The 19,201-nt window shown below is 43.6% G+C and carries 15 protein-coding genes; 10 read left to right on the forward strand and 5 right to left on the reverse strand.

Annotation, left to right across the window (positions count from 1 at the left end):
* Positions 1 to 5 precede the first annotated feature (5 nt).
* Genes AC570I_RS18545 through AC570I_RS18560 form a run of 4 tightly spaced genes read left to right on the forward strand, consistent with a single transcriptional unit; the run spans position 6 to position 4,667 of the window.
* Complete coding sequence (locus AC570I_RS18545; protein WP_497406662.1) at positions 6 to 1,379, forward strand: RagB/SusD family nutrient uptake outer membrane protein; 1,374 nt, start codon at positions 6 to 8, stop codon at positions 1,377 to 1,379.
* 7 nt (positions 1,380 to 1,386) lie between these two features.
* Positions 1,387 to 2,340, forward strand: a complete 954-nt coding sequence (locus tag AC570I_RS18550; RefSeq protein WP_497406663.1) for a BT_3987 domain-containing protein — start codon at positions 1,387 to 1,389, stop codon at positions 2,338 to 2,340.
* Between the two features lie 44 nt (positions 2,341 to 2,384).
* Positions 2,385 to 3,512: a redoxin domain-containing protein gene (locus AC570I_RS18555; RefSeq protein WP_497406664.1), complete on the forward strand. Its 1,128-nt coding sequence runs from the start codon at positions 2,385 to 2,387 to the stop codon at positions 3,510 to 3,512.
* A gap of 39 nt (positions 3,513 to 3,551) precedes the next feature.
* Positions 3,552 to 4,667, forward strand: coding sequence for a redoxin domain-containing protein (locus AC570I_RS18560; RefSeq protein ID WP_497406665.1), 1,116 nt, complete (start codon positions 3,552 to 3,554; stop codon positions 4,665 to 4,667).
* Positions 4,668 to 4,830: 163 nt separating this feature from the next.
* Here AC570I_RS18560 and AC570I_RS18565 read toward each other — a convergent pair whose 3' ends face one another.
* Positions 4,831 to 5,718: a VOC family protein gene (locus AC570I_RS18565; protein WP_497406666.1), complete on the reverse strand. Its 888-nt coding sequence runs from the start codon at positions 5,716 to 5,718 to the stop codon at positions 4,831 to 4,833.
* A gap of 168 nt (positions 5,719 to 5,886) precedes the next feature.
* Here AC570I_RS18565 and AC570I_RS18570 point away from each other — a divergent pair, with 168 nt between their 5' ends.
* The 3 genes from AC570I_RS18570 to AC570I_RS18580 all read left to right on the forward strand — a co-directional run bounded on the left by AC570I_RS18570 (position 5,887) and on the right by AC570I_RS18580 (position 8,975).
* The gene (locus tag AC570I_RS18570; RefSeq protein ID WP_497406667.1) at positions 5,887 to 7,056 is read left to right on the forward strand and encodes a tetratricopeptide repeat protein; all 1,170 of its coding nucleotides are present in this window, start codon (positions 5,887 to 5,889) and stop codon (positions 7,054 to 7,056) included.
* Positions 7,057 to 7,175: 119 nt separating this feature from the next.
* Complete coding sequence (locus AC570I_RS18575) at positions 7,176 to 8,147, forward strand: aldo/keto reductase (RefSeq protein ID WP_497406668.1); 972 nt, start codon at positions 7,176 to 7,178, stop codon at positions 8,145 to 8,147.
* Positions 8,148 to 8,975: a helix-turn-helix domain-containing protein gene (locus tag AC570I_RS18580; RefSeq protein WP_497406669.1), complete on the forward strand. Its 828-nt coding sequence runs from the start codon at positions 8,148 to 8,150 to the stop codon at positions 8,973 to 8,975.
* A gap of 584 nt (positions 8,976 to 9,559) precedes the next feature.
* Here the strand turns inward: AC570I_RS18580 and AC570I_RS18585 are convergent.
* The 3 genes from AC570I_RS18585 to AC570I_RS18595 form a co-directional block, all read right to left on the reverse strand.
* Positions 9,560 to 9,802 (reverse strand): hypothetical protein, encoded by a 243-nt coding sequence (locus tag AC570I_RS18585; RefSeq protein WP_497406670.1) that lies wholly within the window; start codon positions 9,800 to 9,802, stop codon positions 9,560 to 9,562.
* A 136-nt stretch (positions 9,803 to 9,938) separates the two neighbouring features.
* Positions 9,939 to 12,395 carry an MASE3 domain-containing protein gene (locus AC570I_RS18590; RefSeq protein WP_497406671.1) on the reverse strand — a complete coding sequence of 819 codons (2,457 nt, stop codon included), beginning with the start codon at positions 12,393 to 12,395 and terminating at the stop codon, positions 9,939 to 9,941.
* A 130-nt stretch (positions 12,396 to 12,525) separates the two neighbouring features.
* A complete protein-coding gene (locus AC570I_RS18595) occupies positions 12,526 to 14,325 on the reverse strand; it encodes a GAF domain-containing sensor histidine kinase (protein ID WP_497406672.1) in 1,800 nt (599 codons plus the stop codon).
* A 170-nt stretch (positions 14,326 to 14,495) separates the two neighbouring features.
* Here AC570I_RS18595 and AC570I_RS18600 point away from each other — a divergent pair, with 170 nt between their 5' ends.
* From AC570I_RS18600 to AC570I_RS18610, 3 genes are all read left to right on the forward strand, one after another.
* Positions 14,496 to 15,590: an AI-2E family transporter gene (locus AC570I_RS18600; protein WP_497406673.1), complete on the forward strand. Its 1,095-nt coding sequence runs from the start codon at positions 14,496 to 14,498 to the stop codon at positions 15,588 to 15,590.
* 256 nt (positions 15,591 to 15,846) lie between these two features.
* Positions 15,847 to 16,239, forward strand: a complete 393-nt coding sequence (locus AC570I_RS18605) for a LytR/AlgR family response regulator transcription factor (RefSeq protein ID WP_497406674.1) — start codon at positions 15,847 to 15,849, stop codon at positions 16,237 to 16,239.
* Positions 16,240 to 16,370: 131 nt separating this feature from the next.
* On the forward strand, positions 16,371 to 17,444 hold the full coding sequence (locus AC570I_RS18610) for a sensor histidine kinase (RefSeq protein WP_497406675.1): 1,074 nt from the start codon (positions 16,371 to 16,373) through the stop codon (positions 17,442 to 17,444).
* Positions 17,445 to 17,730: 286 nt separating this feature from the next.
* On the opposite strand, the gene mnmE is transcribed toward AC570I_RS18610, so the two are convergent.
* Complete coding sequence (gene mnmE, locus AC570I_RS18615; RefSeq protein WP_497406676.1) at positions 17,731 to 19,089, reverse strand: tRNA uridine-5-carboxymethylaminomethyl(34) synthesis GTPase MnmE; 1,359 nt, start codon at positions 19,087 to 19,089, stop codon at positions 17,731 to 17,733.
* Between the last annotated feature and the right edge of the window lie 112 nt (positions 19,090 to 19,201).

Raw genomic sequence — 19,201 nt, forward strand, 5'->3', positions numbered from 1 at the left:
TGGAAATGAAAAATATGAATTACAAGCTGATGATTTGGGCGTGCGTACTCTTACTACTGAGCAGCTGCGACAAATACCTCGACATTACCCCAAAGGGAAAAACACTTTTAACCACTGTTACACACTACGACCAGTGGCTGAATGATGATGCCTTAGCTATTGGAATTTCGCCTCCTTCGGGTACAATCAGCTACTTAAACGACAATGTGGATGTACTGTCCATTACCAATCCGCCGGCCTCAGCAGCAGAATTAGTATACACTTGGGGAGAGCAGTATTCGGTAAACGTAAATGATGCTCCCTTATTCTGGGGAGATCACTATGCCAAAATTAACCTGTTCAACACCGTTCTGGTGGGCATCGATAATGCAACTGGTGGAAGCACGGCACAAAAGAAAAGCCTGAAAGCGGAAGCGCTGTTGGGGCGGGCACTGGAATATTTCTACTTAATGAATGAATATTGTCAGCCTTATGATGCGGTAACTTCATCGAACAATCCTGGCGTTCCCTTTATCACCTCAAACGACATTACCCAAACGGTTCCTTCACGCGGTACCCTGGAAGAACTGTATCAGCACATTCTCAGCGATATCAATGCAGCAATTCCAGATCTCCCACTCGACAATAGTGCCAATCGTTTCAGAGGCTCCGTGGCGGGAGGTTACAGCTTACTGGCAAGGGTATATTTTTATGCACGCAACTATACCGCTGCGAAAATAAATGCCGACCTGGCACTGGCTAATACCAAAGCGGTCATGATTAACTATAATGGCACGTTACCTTTAACGAACCTGACCAGCACACATCCAGATGTAATTTATGGTCGGTATCTTGTTGGCAACATCACAGCCACGCTCGAACATATGCGCTCATTCGCGACTAACGACCTTAGGGTAAAAATGCTTTATCGCAGTACTGATGGATATACTTTCAACACCAGAGGGGCTACGCTATTTGTTCCAACACTGGTTACTCCGATACTGGCCAATGTAAACTCTGGAACTTCCGTGCAGGAGATGAAGCTTATTGCGGCTGAAGCTGCTGCTCGTGCAAACGACCTCTCCGGTGCCCTTCAATACCTCGACGATATCAGAAAAAACCGGATTGCCACAGCAACTTACGTAAAATATAATTCTGCTAATCAGGAAGACGTAATCAAAGAAGTTCTACTGGAACGTGCGCACGAACTCCCTTACAATGGCCTACGCTGGTTTGACATGCGCCGCCTGGATAAAGAAAACCGAATGCCTACAGTAAACCGCTTGAATGCACAGGGTGCTGTAATTGCCACTCTGCCCCCACACAGTAAAAAATACACCCTCCAGATCCCTTATCAGGTAATGAGTTTTAATCCAGGAATGCAACAGAACCCTTATTAAATCACAAATGAAAAAGTATATATTTAATTTACTCACAATAGCTGCATTGATGCTCAGCTTATCAGCATGTACCAAAAAAGATGATATGCCTTCACTACCAGATCAAAGCATTTCTTTTGATAAGGCTGCCGGAAATGATGTGGTAGAAAGTGATGTGTCGATCCTAGAAGATAAGCTAACAGTCATTGAAATAAAGGCGGCGCTTTCTGGTACACCATCAGCAAGCACTCATTACATCACCTTCGCAGTTGACACCGCCAAAATAGCGGAATACAGAAGCCGGTATGTCAATGCAGCCGCACAGGTATTACCCACAAGTGCATACATCTTTTTCAAGCCACAGGTAACCTTGCCGGCCAATAGCACTTCTTCAGAACCGGCACAGCTCAATATCGGCTCACAAACTAAATTAACAGAGTATACCACCTACGTACTGCCCGTGGTGATCAGGTCGGTAGATGGAAAAACGGAAGGCGCTGCAACTGGTCGCACCATTTTCTATATATTCAAAACAGGCAAACCCTTTTTTGTAAATAAAGCGGGCTGGACAATTATGGCCTACTCCTCGCAGAATAGTGCCACTAATGCCGCCACGTTCCTATTAGATGCCAATAATACCACCACCTATTGGACAACCACACTTACCCAAACCATGCCTCAGTATGTGACCATAAATTTAAACAAGGATGTGCCTTTTACCGCACTCACCTATTATGTGCCTACTGCATTGGCCTATCCGAGGAATGGCGGCTACCCCACCTCTATCCAGATTGAGACAAGTATGAATGGTACAACCTGGGTAAATAAGGGAATATTCGCAGGTAATATCGTAAACAATATGCAAACCATAGACATCGGACAAACGACGGCAAGATACGTCCGCTTTACTTCGCTCGCATCTGTGAAATATACTGCCGCATACGAAGCAATTTTTATTGCAGGAATTTCCCTGGTACCTTAATATTTAACGCCTAATACAGCATAACCTGAAGAAAAAATAATCATATGAAAAGAATACTATCCTTGCTGCTGATGTTACCCCTCATGGCCGCAGCGCAGAAAAACTACACATTAACGGGAAAACTAACAGTCATGAAAGTCCCGGCAAAAGCCTATCTGGCATTTTATAAAGATGGTGCCTGGAAAGAAACTGATTCCGTAGAGGTGAAAGATGGCGCATTTATGTTCACCGGAACTGTACCTGAACCACAACCAGTGATTATCGCACTCAAATCCGCAGGATCCAAACAAGAGAATAGTCGTAGCGATTACCAAAGCTTTTTCATTGAAAACTCCAGAATTTCTCTTGTAGGAAAAGAATCAATCAAAGATGCCAAAATTACCGGCTCCCTCGCTGAAAAGGAAAATACAGAAAGGGAAACAAAAATAAAACCGATTACAGCCGAAATCATTCGTCTGCAAAATCTATATGGTAAAAAAGATAAAGCTGGTGTATATCAAAAAACTGTCGAGGAACGTAAAAAAGCTGGCGACAGCATTTCAATTTTCGTGGCACAAATCAAAAACATCAACAAGACTTTCGCAGAAACTCACATCAATACTTTTGCGGGTTTGAATACATTTTATACTTACGTGCTCGACAGCAAATTCGATCCTAAAGAGGTAGAGCCGCTCTTCGCACGCTTTTCTCCGGAATTAAAAGCCTCTCCACTCGGATTGAAAACATTGGAGAAAATTGAGATTGGTAAACGCAGACAACAAGGCGCTACCGCAACCGACTTTACACAGAACGACATTAATGGAAAACCATTCACCCTTTCCTTGCTACGTGGAAAATATGTACTCGTTGATTTCTGGGCCAGCTGGTGCATGCCATGCCGCGCCGAAAATCCAAATGTTGTAAAGGCCTATAACACGCTAAAGGGAGACAAGTTTGAAATTGTAAGCGTATCACTAGATGCCGGAAAAGAGCAATGGCTGAACGCCATTAAAACAGATGGAATGCCATGGATACATGTTAGCGATCTTAAGTACTGGAAAAATGATGTAGCAACTATGTACGGAATCAGTTCTGTGCCGCAAAATTTTCTGGTAGATCCTAAAGGAGTGATCATTGCCAAAAATCTGAGAGGAGAAGATTTGACGGAAAAGCTAAAAGCCCTGATCAAATAACAGTCTCAAATTATTCAGTAACAACATAAAATAATCCAAATGAAAAAGATATTTATCGTATTGTCGATGCTGTCAGCATTCGCCACGAAAGCACAGGACAAATTCACGGTTGCCGGCACACTAGCAAACGCGGGCAGTGATAAGCAGGTCTTGCTCACATACATCAATGCAGCTGGTAAAAGCAGTAGAGATAGTGCCGTATTAAAAAGTGGAAAGTTTTCCATTAGTGGAACAACAGCGTTTGGCAACAGAGCCTATCTGGAACTGAAAGCAGTACGACCCTCAGCAGGAAAAAGAACTTCAGCCGATTTCAAAGAGTTTTACCTTGAAAAAGGAAATACCACCCTGGTAGGTGAGGATTCTGTAGCTACAGCATCCATTACCGGCACAAAAACGCAGGCAGAAAATCTGGCCTACCATCAAAAAATCGACCCCTTGCAGGCCGAATATCAAAAAATCGTCAAGCGATACTATAAGGCAAAGGCTGCCAAAGATTCTATAGAATTGAAACAAATCTCGGTTGACGCAAAGCCTTTGGTTACCAATATGGAGAAAACTCTCGACGATTTCATTGCAGCAAACCCGGATTCATACGTAACCGCAGACCTTGTAATGGGCAATAAAATGGCAGTGATTGACGTGATAAAATTCGAGCCCATCTATGATAAACTTAGCAAAAGAGTGCTCAGCAGTTTCACCGGACAAAAAATCACCGACAAATTCAATAAAGCAAGGCAATTTGCCGTAGGCAAAACAATCGACTTCACCCTCCCCGATGCCAAAGGAAATACTTTCACCCTTTCATCCTTGAAAGGAAAATATGTCTTAGTCGATTTTTGGGCAAGCTGGTGCGTACCCTGCAGAGCTGAAAATCCATTCCTGCTTAAAGCCTACAGCGAACTAAAAGACAAAAATTTCGAAATAGTAGGCGTATCGCTGGATGATAAGAAAGCAAACTGGCTTGCCGCTGTAGATGCAGATAAGATGCCGTGGACGCAGGTAAGTGATGTGAAAGGCTTTAAAACCGAAGTAGCCGTGAGGTTTGGCATTACAGCAATACCCCAGAATGTGCTGCTCGATCCGTCGGGAAAAGTAATCGCAAAAGACCTGAGAGGCGAAAACGTAAATAAGCTCATTGCAGCTTATATCAAATAAATAGGCATTTGCACAATAAAGTCCGAAGCACAGCGTATAATATACCGAGAGCGTTAATTTAGATTAAACGGGAACCATCCGCCAGGATTGGTTCCCGTTTTTCATTTTTAAACACCAATTCGATCACAAGGTGATGCTCTCATTAAATTATTTTCTCATCCAATCATTCCCTTCCCCGATAAGCCTCTTCCAGAACCCCTACCTCAACCTTGTCCATCTTTCGGAAAGCCTCAACCACCCTTTCAATCTGTTTTTCGTTCCCATGCTTAAGCGCATCAAACATTACTGATGAAGCCACCTGCCAGGATACCCCAAACTGATCTTTCAGCCTGCCACATTGCCCGGGCGTACCGCCCGCCGTAAGCGCCGACCAGTAATAATCAATCTCCTCCTGACTATCGCAGGTAATCAAAAACGAAAGTGCATCATTAAACCCAAAGCCATGAGAATGTGCACTGTCCATAGCTGCAATCCAGGTCCCGCCAATAAAAAAATCACCATACATCAAACTGCCCGCTTTGTCCGGTCCGGCATCTTCCGCCCTCGGCGCCAGCGAACCCGGCCTGGCATCCTTAAAGATCTTCGAATAAAAATCGATAGCCTCGCCAGCCTTTCCAGCTACCGCTCCTGTAAACATCATAGATGGCATAATGACCTGTCTTTCCGCGGAGCCTTCAGCCCTAAGCATCAGTTGCCACGAAACTCCGAACTGATCCTCCACCCAACCGTACCGTGCACTAAACGGGTATTCGTCCAGCAGCATCATAATTTTGCCACCCACTATAAGTTTCTCCCACACCTGATCAACGGCGGAGGCCTCATCGAAATGCATCATGAAAGAAATAGACGGATTAATCTTCAATCCCGGGCCACCGTTAATCCCTAAAAAAGACTGCCCGGCAATCGTAAACTCCACTACATCACATTTACCATCCGGCATTGGAATAGCACTCGAATAGATGACAGCCGAGTCTGGCAGTAAGCCAGTATAAAAATTTCCAGCTTCAACAACATTGTTGTCGAACCAGAGGTGTGGTTTGATCGGTAACATAGGCTTGTATTTTTTTTGTATATAAAATTAACGAATATCACCTTAACAAAAAAGTAGTCCTCAGGTATTTCCTTTGTCCATACCTTCCGTTTTTCTGTAGCTAAAGAAAAATTACCTTCTTGAACTTATTAGCCTTTAATCCATTATCTTTAATAAAAATTAACCTTCATGAGTTTCCCTGCGATCTTACTGATGATCTATTTGATCTCTTACCTATCTTTCAAGCTAGTGATCATCATTCATGAATTAGGTCATGCCATCCCGGGAATGATATTTACAAAGGCTGGTGCAACAATTTATATCGGATCTTATGGAAACACTTCCGAATCCTCAAAGCTTTCTTATAACAATTTGACCATCTACCTCAGAAAAAACCTTTTTAACTGGCGAGGGGGTATGTGCACCTTGGAGAAAAACAATCTTACCATCTCGCAGCAAATCATTCAGATTTTAATGGGTCCGCTTCTTCCGGTATTTCTTGGAGGAGCCACATTTATACTCGCGAGCTTATTTAACCTGCATGGCTCAATAAAATTGGTTTCAGTGATTTTCTTTGGAGTAGCCATATTTAGCATGATGCACAGTTTAATTCCTTCATCAGGGCAAATGGTTACAACACAGGGACGCCGCTTTAATAACGACGGACGTCAGCTCCTCAAACTCATTCGCTTGCGAAAGATAGAAACTATAGTAAACCATGCTGTACAATTATATTATGAGGAAGATTATAAGCAGGCGGCAGAAATTTTCCATCGGGAAGTCTTGAAAGATATAAAGGAACCTGAATATTTTAAACTCGCAACATCGGCTTACCTGATGTCCAGACAATATCAACTGGCGATGGAAGTATCAGATGAACACCAGCAGCTATTTATTTTCGATGCCGATGATTTAGCCAACGCAGGATTAGCCCATTCCTTTGCAGGCGAAAACGATACCGCAGTTGAATATTATCTGCAGGCAATAAAAATCTGTCCGGAGCACAAATATGCCCTTAATAACTATGCGTTCACGCTTAACAATATGGCGCAATACGAACAAGCAATTGACATATTCGATAAAGCGATAATCCACTACCCAGACTTTGCTTATGCTTATAGCAACCGGGGGCTGTCAAAAATCATGCTTGGCGATCACGACAACGGTTTGGCAGATATAAACCACTCCTTCAGTCTCGAGCCAGAAAATGCCTTCGCACTCCGCAACCTCGGCATCTACTATCTGCATACCGGCAATCGCACACAAGCACTTGAATTATTTGAAAAGGCCAGATCTATTTCGCCCGTTACTTATCAGATTGATGAATATATCCTTCAGGCCAAAAGCGCCATTAAGTAGAGCCTCAGGATATTCATAACAGATTCCTTCATTCGCTCCTTCCCTCCCTGAGCCGTACACTCAAAATATTTGAGCCGCTCAGGCAACTTGCGGCTTCTCCAACCGCCCATCTTTGTACTATGAAAAACACCACAACAATTCAACTCGGCAACAACGGCCCAATCGTATCTAGACTCGGATTAGGTTGCATGCGCATGTCTTCCATCTGGGGAGGCCCAACACCCGACGAAAACGAAGCCATCGCCACTATCCACCAAGCGTTAGATAGCGGCATCAACTTCCTCAACACCGGCGACTTCTATGGCGCTGGTCACAATGAAATGCTTATCGGCAAAGCCATTAAAAACCGCCGCGATGAGGCATTCATCAGCGTAAAGTTCGGCGCCATCTTTCATAACGGCCAGTGGCTTGGTCTCGACTTGCGCCCTATGGCCATCAAAAACTTCATCAACTACTCCCTTACCCGCCTGGGCATCGAAACCATCGACCTATACCAACCCTGCCGCATGGACGGCAGCGTTCCAGTAGAAGACATCATCGGAACAGTAGCAGATTTGATTAAAGAAGGCAAAGTGCGCCACATCGGCGTATCGGAAATCAATGCCGATCAGCTTCGCCAGGCAAACAGCGTTTACCCGATCAGTGCATTGGAAATCGGTTACTCGCTGGCCGATCGCCAGATTGAACGCGATTTGCTTCCGGTTGCCAAAGAACTGGGACTAGGTATCATTGCTTTCGCCAACACAGCGGAAGGCTTGTTAACAGGCGACCTTACCGCCCCGCTTGAGGCGAACGACCACAGGAACCATTTCTCGCGTTTTCAGGGTGACAACTTAGTGCTAAACCTGGAAAAAGTAGAAGTATTGAAACACCTGGCGAAAGCCAAAGGATGCACGCCAACGCAACTCGCCATTGCATGGGTGAAAGAACAGGGTGAGCAGGTAATGCCACTGGTAAGCATGAGCCGCAGATCACGCCTGCCGGAAAACCTGGCGGCAATGGATATTGCATTTACTACTGAAGAAATGAACACTTTAAATACTACTTTTGCAATAGACGCCATTGTTGGTGGAACTTACTTACAACGTTAAATGATCAGTCCAGCTGAAATTCTTCCCGGTGTAATCTTCTACTCATACCTCTCCGCCGAGCGAAAAGAGAAAGTCTGTTTCTGGAATCACCATACACTGGTGTTGCAGGTTTCAGGGAAGTTCACCATGGAAACCTCCGGACAAACAATTTCAATGACCCAAGGAGGAATGCTGCTGATTGGCAAGAACCAGCTGGGCACACTCACTAAAACGCCACTCCCGGGTGGCAACTATGAAACAATAGTGATATCCCTGCAGGACGAGCTGCTAAGGAAAATTGTGTTGGAAGAAAAAATTCAGGCCGATCAAAAGTATATCGGTCCGCCCAATATTTTGATCCCCACCAACGAATTCCTGCAGGGCTATTTTCAGTCGATCGTACCTTATGCCCGCAGTGCCGGCGCCAGCATGACCGACGAAATGGGTATTCTCAAAGTAAAAGAAGGTGTAAAACTGCTAATGATGGCCATGCCTGCCCTGCGCAATTTCCTGTTTGATTTTTCTGAACCGCATAAAATAGACCTGGAGAAATTCATGCTTAGTAACTTTCAGTTTAACGTGCCCGTAGAGAAATTCGCACAACTCACCGGCAGAAGTTTAGCTGGCTTTAAACGCGATTTCCAGAAAGCTTTTAATGCACCACCCCGGCAATGGCTCCAGAACAGGCGTTTAAACGAGGCCAGGCACCTGATGGAAACCAGGCGGCAGAAACCCTCTGCCATTTATCTCGATCTGGGTTTCGAGAGCCTTTCTCATTTCTCTCACGCTTTTAAGAAAAAGTTTGGTGTAGCACCAACGGAAGTAAATGACGGACAAATTAATTCTTAATAAACTCAAAACGCATAATTTGCTGCAGAAAACTTAAAATACCGAAATCGTCTTAATATCAAAAGGCCTCACCAACTTGTTCACCTTTGAAATTGCTGTCCATTTTTATCCTTTTTACCAGACCCAATACGGAAAGTGTTATCCTGCACCAGCCCATCTGTCTGATGCTATCTCCTCCATGCTACTTAAACCTCGGTATATTATCAATGCTATTCGAACATCGCTATCTCGTCCTTGCTGTCTGAGCATCGCTATCTCCTCCTTGCTATCTGAACATCGCTATCTCGTCCTTGCTGTCTGAAACATCGCTATCTCCCACTTGCTATCGAAAATCGCTATCTCCTCCTTGCTTTCCGGCATAGGCGATGATGGAAGGATAAATCGTTAAAGCTTGCGCAGTTCCATTCGAGTCTTATTCAACCCAAGGTTGCGCGCATTTGCCGATTATTCGATCAACTCGAAACCTATCGGCACTTGTGCAGCCGCCATTGAAGCTTTGACGAATTTATCCGCCATCAGCGCCAGGCCTTGATCTTTTGTTTCTTTTCCATCAAGGGAAAAGAAAAAGAGCCTCCGCAGGAATCCTACTCCCCCTTCAACACCTCCAAAACATCCCCCAGCGCCTTATCCCGCTCCTCAAACTCCTTAAATAAAAAAGCCAGCGATTCCTTACTCGTTTCAATATGGATTTCAGGAAAGTCCTTACCTAGAATCCTGTCGTCCTGATCGTAGTGAACAAGCTCCTTTGGTTTGACGGTGATGATTTGACTGATACGGATATAGGTATTTTGAACCCGGATAAACTTACCGTGATGAGAGACTGGCATGATAACTTGGATGATTTAGTTTAGTATAGTGTGGGGTCAAAAGTATCACATCAAACAAAATACACAAACGTTTTCAACAAGTTTATTGATCTATATCATCAACAATTTTACGAAATATCGTTAAATGATGATAAAGCTATTGACTTTCAAGCCACCTAACCGCCTCATCTATATCATGGAAGAAATTCACGTTTGCGGCGTCATCAGATTGATCGACGGTTTTCTGCGCAGCAAGCTGGGCAAAAATACTTGGCGAAAATACCCATGCAAAATCCTTGAGTCCAGCCTCGATCATTAGAGGAAACCATACTTTTGCGGCCCAGTCTGAAGCTTCAGACCAGTTACCTAATACCTCCCGGTTATCATTAAGCACCTTTTTCAAGCCTGATTTTTTCAGTATGCCCAGCATTTGAATTCCGCCGTTCTGCACAGTTTCTACATTTTGATAGCCCGTCCAGTTAACGTCCAGCCAACCTTTATCCCGGTTGCAGATGATGCTAATGTGCTCGTTATGATATTCAAGTCCGCTTTCCGGATTGCTGGACTGTAATGCTTTCTCTTCCATGGGAAGCCTGAACGAAACGGTACTGCCTTCACCGATAACACTATCAATCCAGAAAGTTCCATCATGTCCCTTAATAATCTCTGATGAAATGAAGAGACCAAGTCCCAATCCACCAAAACGCTCCGCCGCATTATCCGAACGGTAATAGCGGTCAAAAAGCTGCTCCAGTTCACGACTCTCTATACCGATGCCAAAATCAGTTACTGATACCACTACGCCACCTTGATCAGTTTTGCAGCTTACGAGTACTTTATCGGCTTTTGGAGAGTATTTAATGGCATTATTAAGCAAGTTATTAACCACTTGCTCTAAACGGAAGCGGTCGCCACTGATGATAACCGGACCAGTAGATTCGAAAACCAGCGTATGACTACCCGTACTTAACTGCATCGTTTCGCAGCACTCCAGCAATAACTGTGAAATATCGAAGCTTGATGGATTAAACTGAAGTTTACCAGCGTTAATACGGCTTACATCCAGCATTTCGTTGATGAGCCGCTCGAGCTTGTTGGTACTTTGATCTACCTTTTGAACATACGATCGCATTTTCACCAGATCGCTGGTTCTGGCCAGCATCTGGTTAAAAGCTTTTATACTGGTAAGTGGTGTTTTAAGCTCGTGCGAAGCAACCGAAATAAACTCGTCGCGCAGCTCCTGCCCTTTCTTTTGTGCATCGATATTGGTGTTTGTACCGATCCACAAACTCAACTTTCCTTCCTCAAAAATGGGCATTGCACGACCAAGGTGCCACAAATAAGCGCCGTCTGCCATTTTTAAACGAAACTGGGTCATAAAGCCCTCGCCGCTTTGCAAAGAAAAAAGCCACTTTTGCCCCAGCTCTGCCAGATCATCCGGGTGAACATATTGTTGCCATCCGTCAGTGAGCAGCACCGCTCTCGAATTTCCAAAATCCCGGCACACCACATCATTTACATAATCGATACTGCCATCCGCTTTTGCCGTCCATACCTGGTGCGGAATAGTATCCAATAGCGACGAAAGATATTCCTTCTCTCTTCTGCTTGCAGTGATATCCCTGCATATCACCAGCAAATTCGTTTCCGATGTCTTTGGGGATACTTCAGGAATAATCTGATAGGCATAAACGCGTACCGCTCCACCTACTACAATGTCGAGCTCTCCGTTTTGTGCGATCCCCATTCTTAAAGCAACCTTTAGCATGGGATCAATTCTGCGGTGAATTTCGCCAGCGGTTCCCTCAAATAAAACAGGATCTCCTGAAGTAATCTGATTGGAATAGATGCAATTCAGCTGATCATCAAAACGAAGAATAATGCCTGGCAGGTTTTCTGCGAGGGTTTTATATTCAAGTTCGCTGGCTTTTAAATTGCGGAACAACTGTTCCATCGGATTAACAAACGACATCTCCACATTGGCCCTGTAAATCAGGAAAAACGCAACCAGCTTCCCGTAATGCCCCAGTTCGTTAAGCACTCCGTGATTAGTGGTATAGGTGGCAAAACAGCACTCACTGAGTATGGCGAAAAAAATGGAACCTGCCAGCAGTTGAAATGTTCTGCGGTCAAACTTTTTTTGGTTAAAAACAAGTAGTACCAGCGAAACAATTAGAATCAGGATAACAACGTACTCACTGTAAATCTTGAAAGGAGTTTGCCCCTGACCTTCCACAAAACAAACCGGAAAAATCTTCCAGAGCAATATACTGGCAGCTATCAGAAAGGTAATCACGAAGTAGATGACAAACAGCAGGTCGCTGTTAATTCTGCGCTTTCTGTTAATCATTAGAAAACCGATTAAAAAGATTCCCGCTTCTATAGCCCTGGTGGCAATCCAGAACTGGTTGGCCTGATAACCATCAGAAGGAATGACATTCATGCCCTTAAACGTCAGGGTATGCAACAAATCCAGCGCGCCGATAAACAGGTAACTGAGTCCAACAACGTGCAGGTACTTATTATCCTGCATGCGCCTCGAGTTCCAGGCCACAATAAATACTGCAAAGGCCACAACGATAGAAAAAAGCTCTACCAGTGTGTGGAAAAGCATGTAACTGTAAGCTTTGCTATAGAAAAATACCAGCACTAAGCAAATGAACGCAAATACTGTGCGGTAATATTGATTTAAAAATGAGCGGATAGCGGGCAAATGAATGGGATTTAAAGACAAATATAATTATTTATCCCAACCCATGCTTAAGTGGCAGGGTAAAATGAAAAACCGACCCTTTTATGCCATCACTTTCAACACCAATTTCGCCATGGTGACGGCGGATAATCTCTGCGCAAAGGTATAAGCCGATCCCGAAGCCTTTAATATTTTCCGTTTCCTTACGCTCAATTCTATGGAAACGCGAGAACAGCTTTTCCTGATCGAAAAGTGTCACACCCATACCTTCATCTTTAATCGTCACCCGTGCAAACAAACCATCTTGCACACAGGCAACATTAATTGTAGAACCAATGGGCGAATATTTCACTGCATTGGTAAGCAGGTTGGAAATTACCTGTCCCAGCTTTTCACGGTCAGCATGTACTGCTGTGTACTCTACAGGGGCAAATATCACCCGGTGGGTGGAAATAATGGCGATGCTTTCCTCTTCTGCTTCTTTCATCAGTTCGGCCATATCAAACGTGGTTAAATCAAGGGGGATTTTTCCGGTTTCCGCACGTTTAGTGTTTAGAAAACCATCAACCATCAGGTTCATTTTACGGGTCTGGTTTGCTGCCCGCTGCAAAATTTTAACACCTGCCGTATTGTTGCTCGCCGTCAGCATCCTTTCCAGCAGTTGTACGTATCCGGCCATTGAAGTTAGTGGGGTTTTCAATTCGTGACTAACCATGCTGATGAAATCGTTTTTACGCTGCTCATCTTCCTTCTGCTCTGTAATGTCCATCACAGTACCTGATAAATATGACTTTCGGCCCTTTCCCTCAGGATTAAGCCTGCCCATGGCTTTAACCCACCTGACACGTTTATCCATAAAGCTGATAATCGGATATTCAATATTATATGACTGATGGTTTTGAATGGCAAGATTGACTTCATCCAGTACCAGTTGCCGGTAGTCATCCCTTACCTGCGCCATGGCAGCTTCGAAGGTCATGTTCGCAGAATGTGGGTAGCCAAAAAAGTCTTTTAATCTTGGTGATGATATCATCTCCCGGGTATTGGCATCAATATACCAGAGTCCGAGCTGTGCCTGCTCTATCGCCAGATCTTTCATCTCTTCACTATCGGCAAGCTTTGCATTGGCCAATATCAGCTCTCTTTGACTGGCCTTGAAAGCTGCTACAGAGGCTGAAAGCTCCTGATTGGTTTCAAGTAGCGTATCGTTGATATTGGTGAGTTCAGTATTAAGGAGTTGAATTTCCCGCTTACTTCTAACCAGTTCTTCATTGGAAGCGTTAAGCTCCTCGTTCATGACCTCAATTTCTTCATTGATCTCCAGTTGTTTCTGGATTTCGTTGATTGCAGATAGCCTCAGCTCAATTTCAGCCATTACCACCTTGGCCATGCGCTTCAAAATTTTATCATCCCGTTCATCAAAACTCCGCTCCACCTGATCGATGATACATAGCGTACCTATTCTGAAACCATCAGGCGTAGTAATCGGCGCACCGGCATAAAACTTTAGCCCAAAATCGCCAACCACATTAGGGTTCGTAAGTAAACAAGGTTCGTTTAAAGGATCGGTAAATACTGTGGTTTCATGGTTTAGTACAGCCAGCGAACATAAACTTACACCACGCAATGTGCGTTTAGCTTTGCCCATTCCAACATTTGCTTTAAAATAAACTTCTTCCCGATCTACCAGAGAGATCAGCGAAATGGGTACACCAAAAATTTCGGTTGCAAGCCTGGCAATATCATCAAAAGACTCTTCTGAAGGTGTGTCGAGAATTTGATATCTACGCAAAGCACTAATCCGTTGTTCATCGTTTTCAGGGATTATATTAATCCCAAATGTATTTTCCATTGATATCTGATTCCTATAACTGCTAACGGAATAAATTCAGCTTTGTTTGGAATCAGTCGAAATAAAAGCTAGAAGTTGTAACTTACCCGAATGATTTAATTTCCCGCGATTCTTTTGGCCAAAAGAGAACTTTATCAGCTAAATCTTGTTCCCACTTCACAATTGATCTCATGAACAAAAATTATCCATTCTACATCAAGGCTCCGGTAATCCTGTTAGGCCTGGTGATATCGGTTTACATTTTGAGCGTTTTACGCGACGTACTTGTGCCACTTGCCTTCTCCGCACTCATCGCCATCCTGTTAAATCCTTTATCGGTACGGTTAGAACGACGTATGCCGCGTGCATTGGCTATTGCCATCTCTATGCTCATTGCCCTTGCGGTTTTAATGGGCCTCATGTATTTCCTCTCTTCCCAGATAGCCCATTTCTTCGATAACCTCGACGCCATGAAACAAAAACTGGTGGAGCTCATGCACAACTTGCAGCAATGGCTGGAACATACTTTTGGAATTACTACCCAAAAACAGGTGCAAATGCTTAATGATGCAGCCAGCAGCGGAAAAGCAATGATCGGACAAACCTTAAGTGGCGTGCTCGGTATACTGAGCGTGGTATTTCTGATTCCGGTATACACTTTCCTCATCATGTTTTATAAAATGCTTATCCTCAACTTTCTTTATGAAGTCTTTTCGGAAGAAAATAAAGCCAAGGTGGGCGAAATACTCGCAGAAACCAAAGCGGCAATACAAAGTTACATTGTAGGTCTCCTGATTGAAACAGGAATTGTTGCAGTGATGAACTCGGTTTCCTTGCTACTGTTGGGCGTGCCAAATGCCATCCTGATTGGCGTAATCGGAGCTATACTTAATCTGCTGCCTTACATTGGAGGTATCGTTGCCATTGCCCTGCCGGTATTGATGGTTACGCTAACACAGGATGGGTTTACCACTCAGCTGCTGATTATCGCTGCTTATGCGATCATTCAGTTTATCGACAATAACATACTGGTGCCTAGAATTGTATCCTCAAAGGTAGAAATCAATGCTTTGATATCCATTGTGATTGTTTTACTGGGTGCAGCCTTATGGGGCGTACCTGGCATGTTCCTTTCAATTCCGTTCATCGCAGTATTAAAAATTATTTTCGACCGCATAGACGGACTCAAACCCTGGGGAAAACTGTTGGGCGATACTGTACCGACAGAACACATGGGGCAAATCAAACGCCTGCGAAGGAAACGGGTGCCAGTAGCTAAAAGCTAAAGTCAACCACCTACACCGGTAGTTAAATCTGACATCAATTACCCATTGACGAATATTCCTGTATGAGCTAGAATACTTACCGATTACAAAACAATGCGTTGCCACATGTGGTTATCAGAATATCATTATACAAAGCTGAAGCGATAACCAATTTTGATGAGGGCTCTTTTCCCGCCGGGTCCTCCCACAATAGTCAACTAATCCCTTATAGAATGTCCGTTTTGATCTTATTTTCACAACGATTAGACTATCATTTATGAATAAAAAACAGTATAGCTGTATCATTATTGATGATGATCCGGATTTTCTGGAATCCATGTCCACATATATTTCCCTCATTCCCAAGCTTAAGTTAATAGGATCTTATTCGAACCATAATGAAGTATTACGAGACAGCCAGGGGTGGGACCAAATAGACTTCCTGTTTCTCGACATTCGCATGGAAGTGTCTGGAATAGACCTTGCCAGGATGATACGCCCCTGCTTTAAATACCTGATTTTTCACACTTCATACAGTGAGTTTGCATTGGATGCGTTTCATGTAGGTGGCGATCATTACCTGGTGAAACCCTTTAGCATTTCCCGATTGATTGAAGCGGTTAATGCGGTGCTCAAAAGAAACCGGGAAAGCTTGCTCCCCTCACATTAGAACCATTATTATTAATCCAATTGCCTTTACTTTTTAAAATAAAGTCTCAATTAATCGTATATTCCGCCATTCCTTTCGTCGTCTCCCGCTGTTAAAACGCTTCATTTTTCGTCACATCCCTAATTCAGAATATGAGCAATACATCAGCTATACTTACCGCGGTGCAGAAAAACGATCCCGTAATTTGCGTGGTTTTTAACCATGCCGATGGCAATATCCTTTACCGTAATCCAGGCTTTATAGAGTTTTTTAATAAAATGGCACAGGCCAAAGCGATAAACGAATTCAGTGCACTTATCCATCAGGACGACTACACTTATGTGAAGCAAAGCTATGAAAGGAACAAAACCGGTGAGCAACAGGCTTACATTGAATTCAGGCTTGTATTTGAACACCAGATCTTTTTCCTACGGATGAATTTGAGATTTGATGATATTGATGGAACTCCGGTGACCATAGCTTACCTGGAAGATCGGAGTGTAGAGAAAAAGCACATTGATTATCTTCAGGAGTTTGCAAATAAAAAGAACGCCGCTCTGAGTATATTGAGCCACGACCTGGCAGGGCCGCTTGGCGTAATCCAGATGATGTCAGACATGCTCATTTCACACAAAAAGCTCGAAAAGAATCTGCAGATCGAAAAAATGCTCAACCTGATCAGCAGAAGTTCAAAGAAAGGCATTGCTATGATTCAGGACCTGATTAAAAAGGAATTTCTGGAAAGCATTGGCGTAGAAATGGTCAGGAGCCGTGTGAACCTGGTAGACAGGATGAACCAGTTGTTTGAAGAATACAAAAGTGGTGAGCAGATGTTGAACATTGATTTTACCTTTGAAGTGGAAAGTGATGAGATCTATGCAGAAGTCGATGAAAGTAAGTTTATTCAGGTCATCAATAACCTGGTTTCCAATTCACTCAAATTTACACCTGATGGTGGACGAATCACAATACGGATTACCGAGAATGAACAGATATTAACCATCTCCGTAAGTGATACGGGCATTGGGATCCCGAAGCAATTCCATGCAGACCTGTTTAAAAAATTTAACCCTGCCGGCAGAAGCGGATTAAAAGGTGAGCCTTCAGTGGGACTGGGAATGTCCACCATTAAAACCATTCTGGACTGGCACCAGGCAGAAATATGGTTCGAATCTGAAGAAGGCAAAGGCACGACATTTTATATATCCCTTGCTCACACGGAATAACACATCTCGAAACATTCAGCCATTTTTCTTGAAACCCATTTTACTTTATTTTCCTTACGTCAAAAACCCTATTCCCGGTGGGTTTAAGGGGATTTTTACAAAAAAAAGGGGGTTTAAATACGTTTCCTTCGGGTTTTCCTTGGTTTTACCCAAACAATATGCAAGGAATGTGCAAGGAATGTGCGAGGAGAACCCAAGCGAGTTAACTGGATACCTCCCAGGCTGGTCGAACAAAACCTAGGGCTAGGTCGGATAGCAACTAAATCATTTAGGAATGCTGATTGGCCTATTTCCCAATACAAAACTTTGTAAAGATATTCTCCAGTAAATCATCTGTAGTAACGGTTCCGGTGATCTCCCCAAGGTAATGTAAGGCCTGTTTAATATCCATTGCTAAGAAATCAGAAGTTACCGGATTATCTGCATTTTCCAACACTTTTTGAAGTGCATTTTCGGTTTGCTTAAGCGCTTCAACGTGGCGGATATTGGTTACCAGCGTTTCGCTGGTATTGATATGATGCAGATTAACCTGCTCTAGTAAGGTTGTTTTAAGTTCTTCTATCCCTTGCTTTTCCCGAGCTGAGATAAATACTGCATTTAGTGCTCCGTAAGCCTTGCGTTGATCGTCAGCAATGAGATCAGCTTTATTCACAATTACCAGATACGGAATGCCAAGCTGTTCCAATCCCTTTACCTGCTCTTCAATTTCCGAAACGCTTTGAGCCGCATCGGTCATAAAGATAATCAGCTTAGCCTGTTTCATCTTTTCAAGGGTTCGCTCCACGCCAAGTGCTTCGATAATATCGGCTGTATCCCGAATGCCGGCGGTATCAATAAAGCGGAACACCACCCCACCGATAGTCAGCTCATCTTCGATGGTATCACGCGTTGTACCTGCTATATCTGAGACGATTGCACGCTCCTCGTTCAACAAAGCATTCAACAAAGTAGATTTACCAACGTTGGGCTTTCCGGCAATTACAATAGGTACACCATTTTTGATGACGTTGCCCATTTCAAATGAAGAAATCAATCGGCGTAAAACATGATTAATTTTGATCACTAAATTTTTCAATTGATCACGGTTTGCGAACTCAACGTCCTCTTCTGCGAAATCAAGTTCGAGTTCAATCATGGAGGCAAAATGAATCAGCTGCTCCCGAAGGGTTTTCAACTCGTTAGCAAAGCCACCACGCATTTGCTGCATAGCCACATCGTGCGATGCTTTTGAATTGGAAGCAATTAGATCAGCTACCGCTTCAGCCTGACTCAAATCAAAGGCACCATTTAAAAAAGCCCTCAAAGTGAATTCTCCGGGTTTTGCTGCACGGGCGCCTTTGCTGATTAACAAACTTATAATTTGCTGAATGATGTAATTAGATCCATGACAGGAAATCTCAACTACATTTTCTTTGGTATATGACTTCGGGGCAACGAACAATCCGGCAACCACTTCATCAACAATATGTTCACCATCTTTAACTAAACCAAAGTGTAAAGTGTGACTGGCCTGAACCGACAAGTCTTTACCTGCGAAAACACTGTTGGTTAAAGTAATGGCGTCCGGTCCCGACAAGCGGATGACGCCTATAGCACCCGATCCTTGCGGAGTTGACAATGCAACAATGGTATCTTGATTATTCATGCGATATAAAACGTCAAAAATACAGCTTATCGGATGATTTAACGTGAAGCAAAAGTAATTTTTTATCACAAACGATTGGGCATGCGCCTAAGCAGACTTTAGAAAAAATATC

The sequence above is a fragment of the Pedobacter sp. A2324 genome (assembly GCF_059693705.1).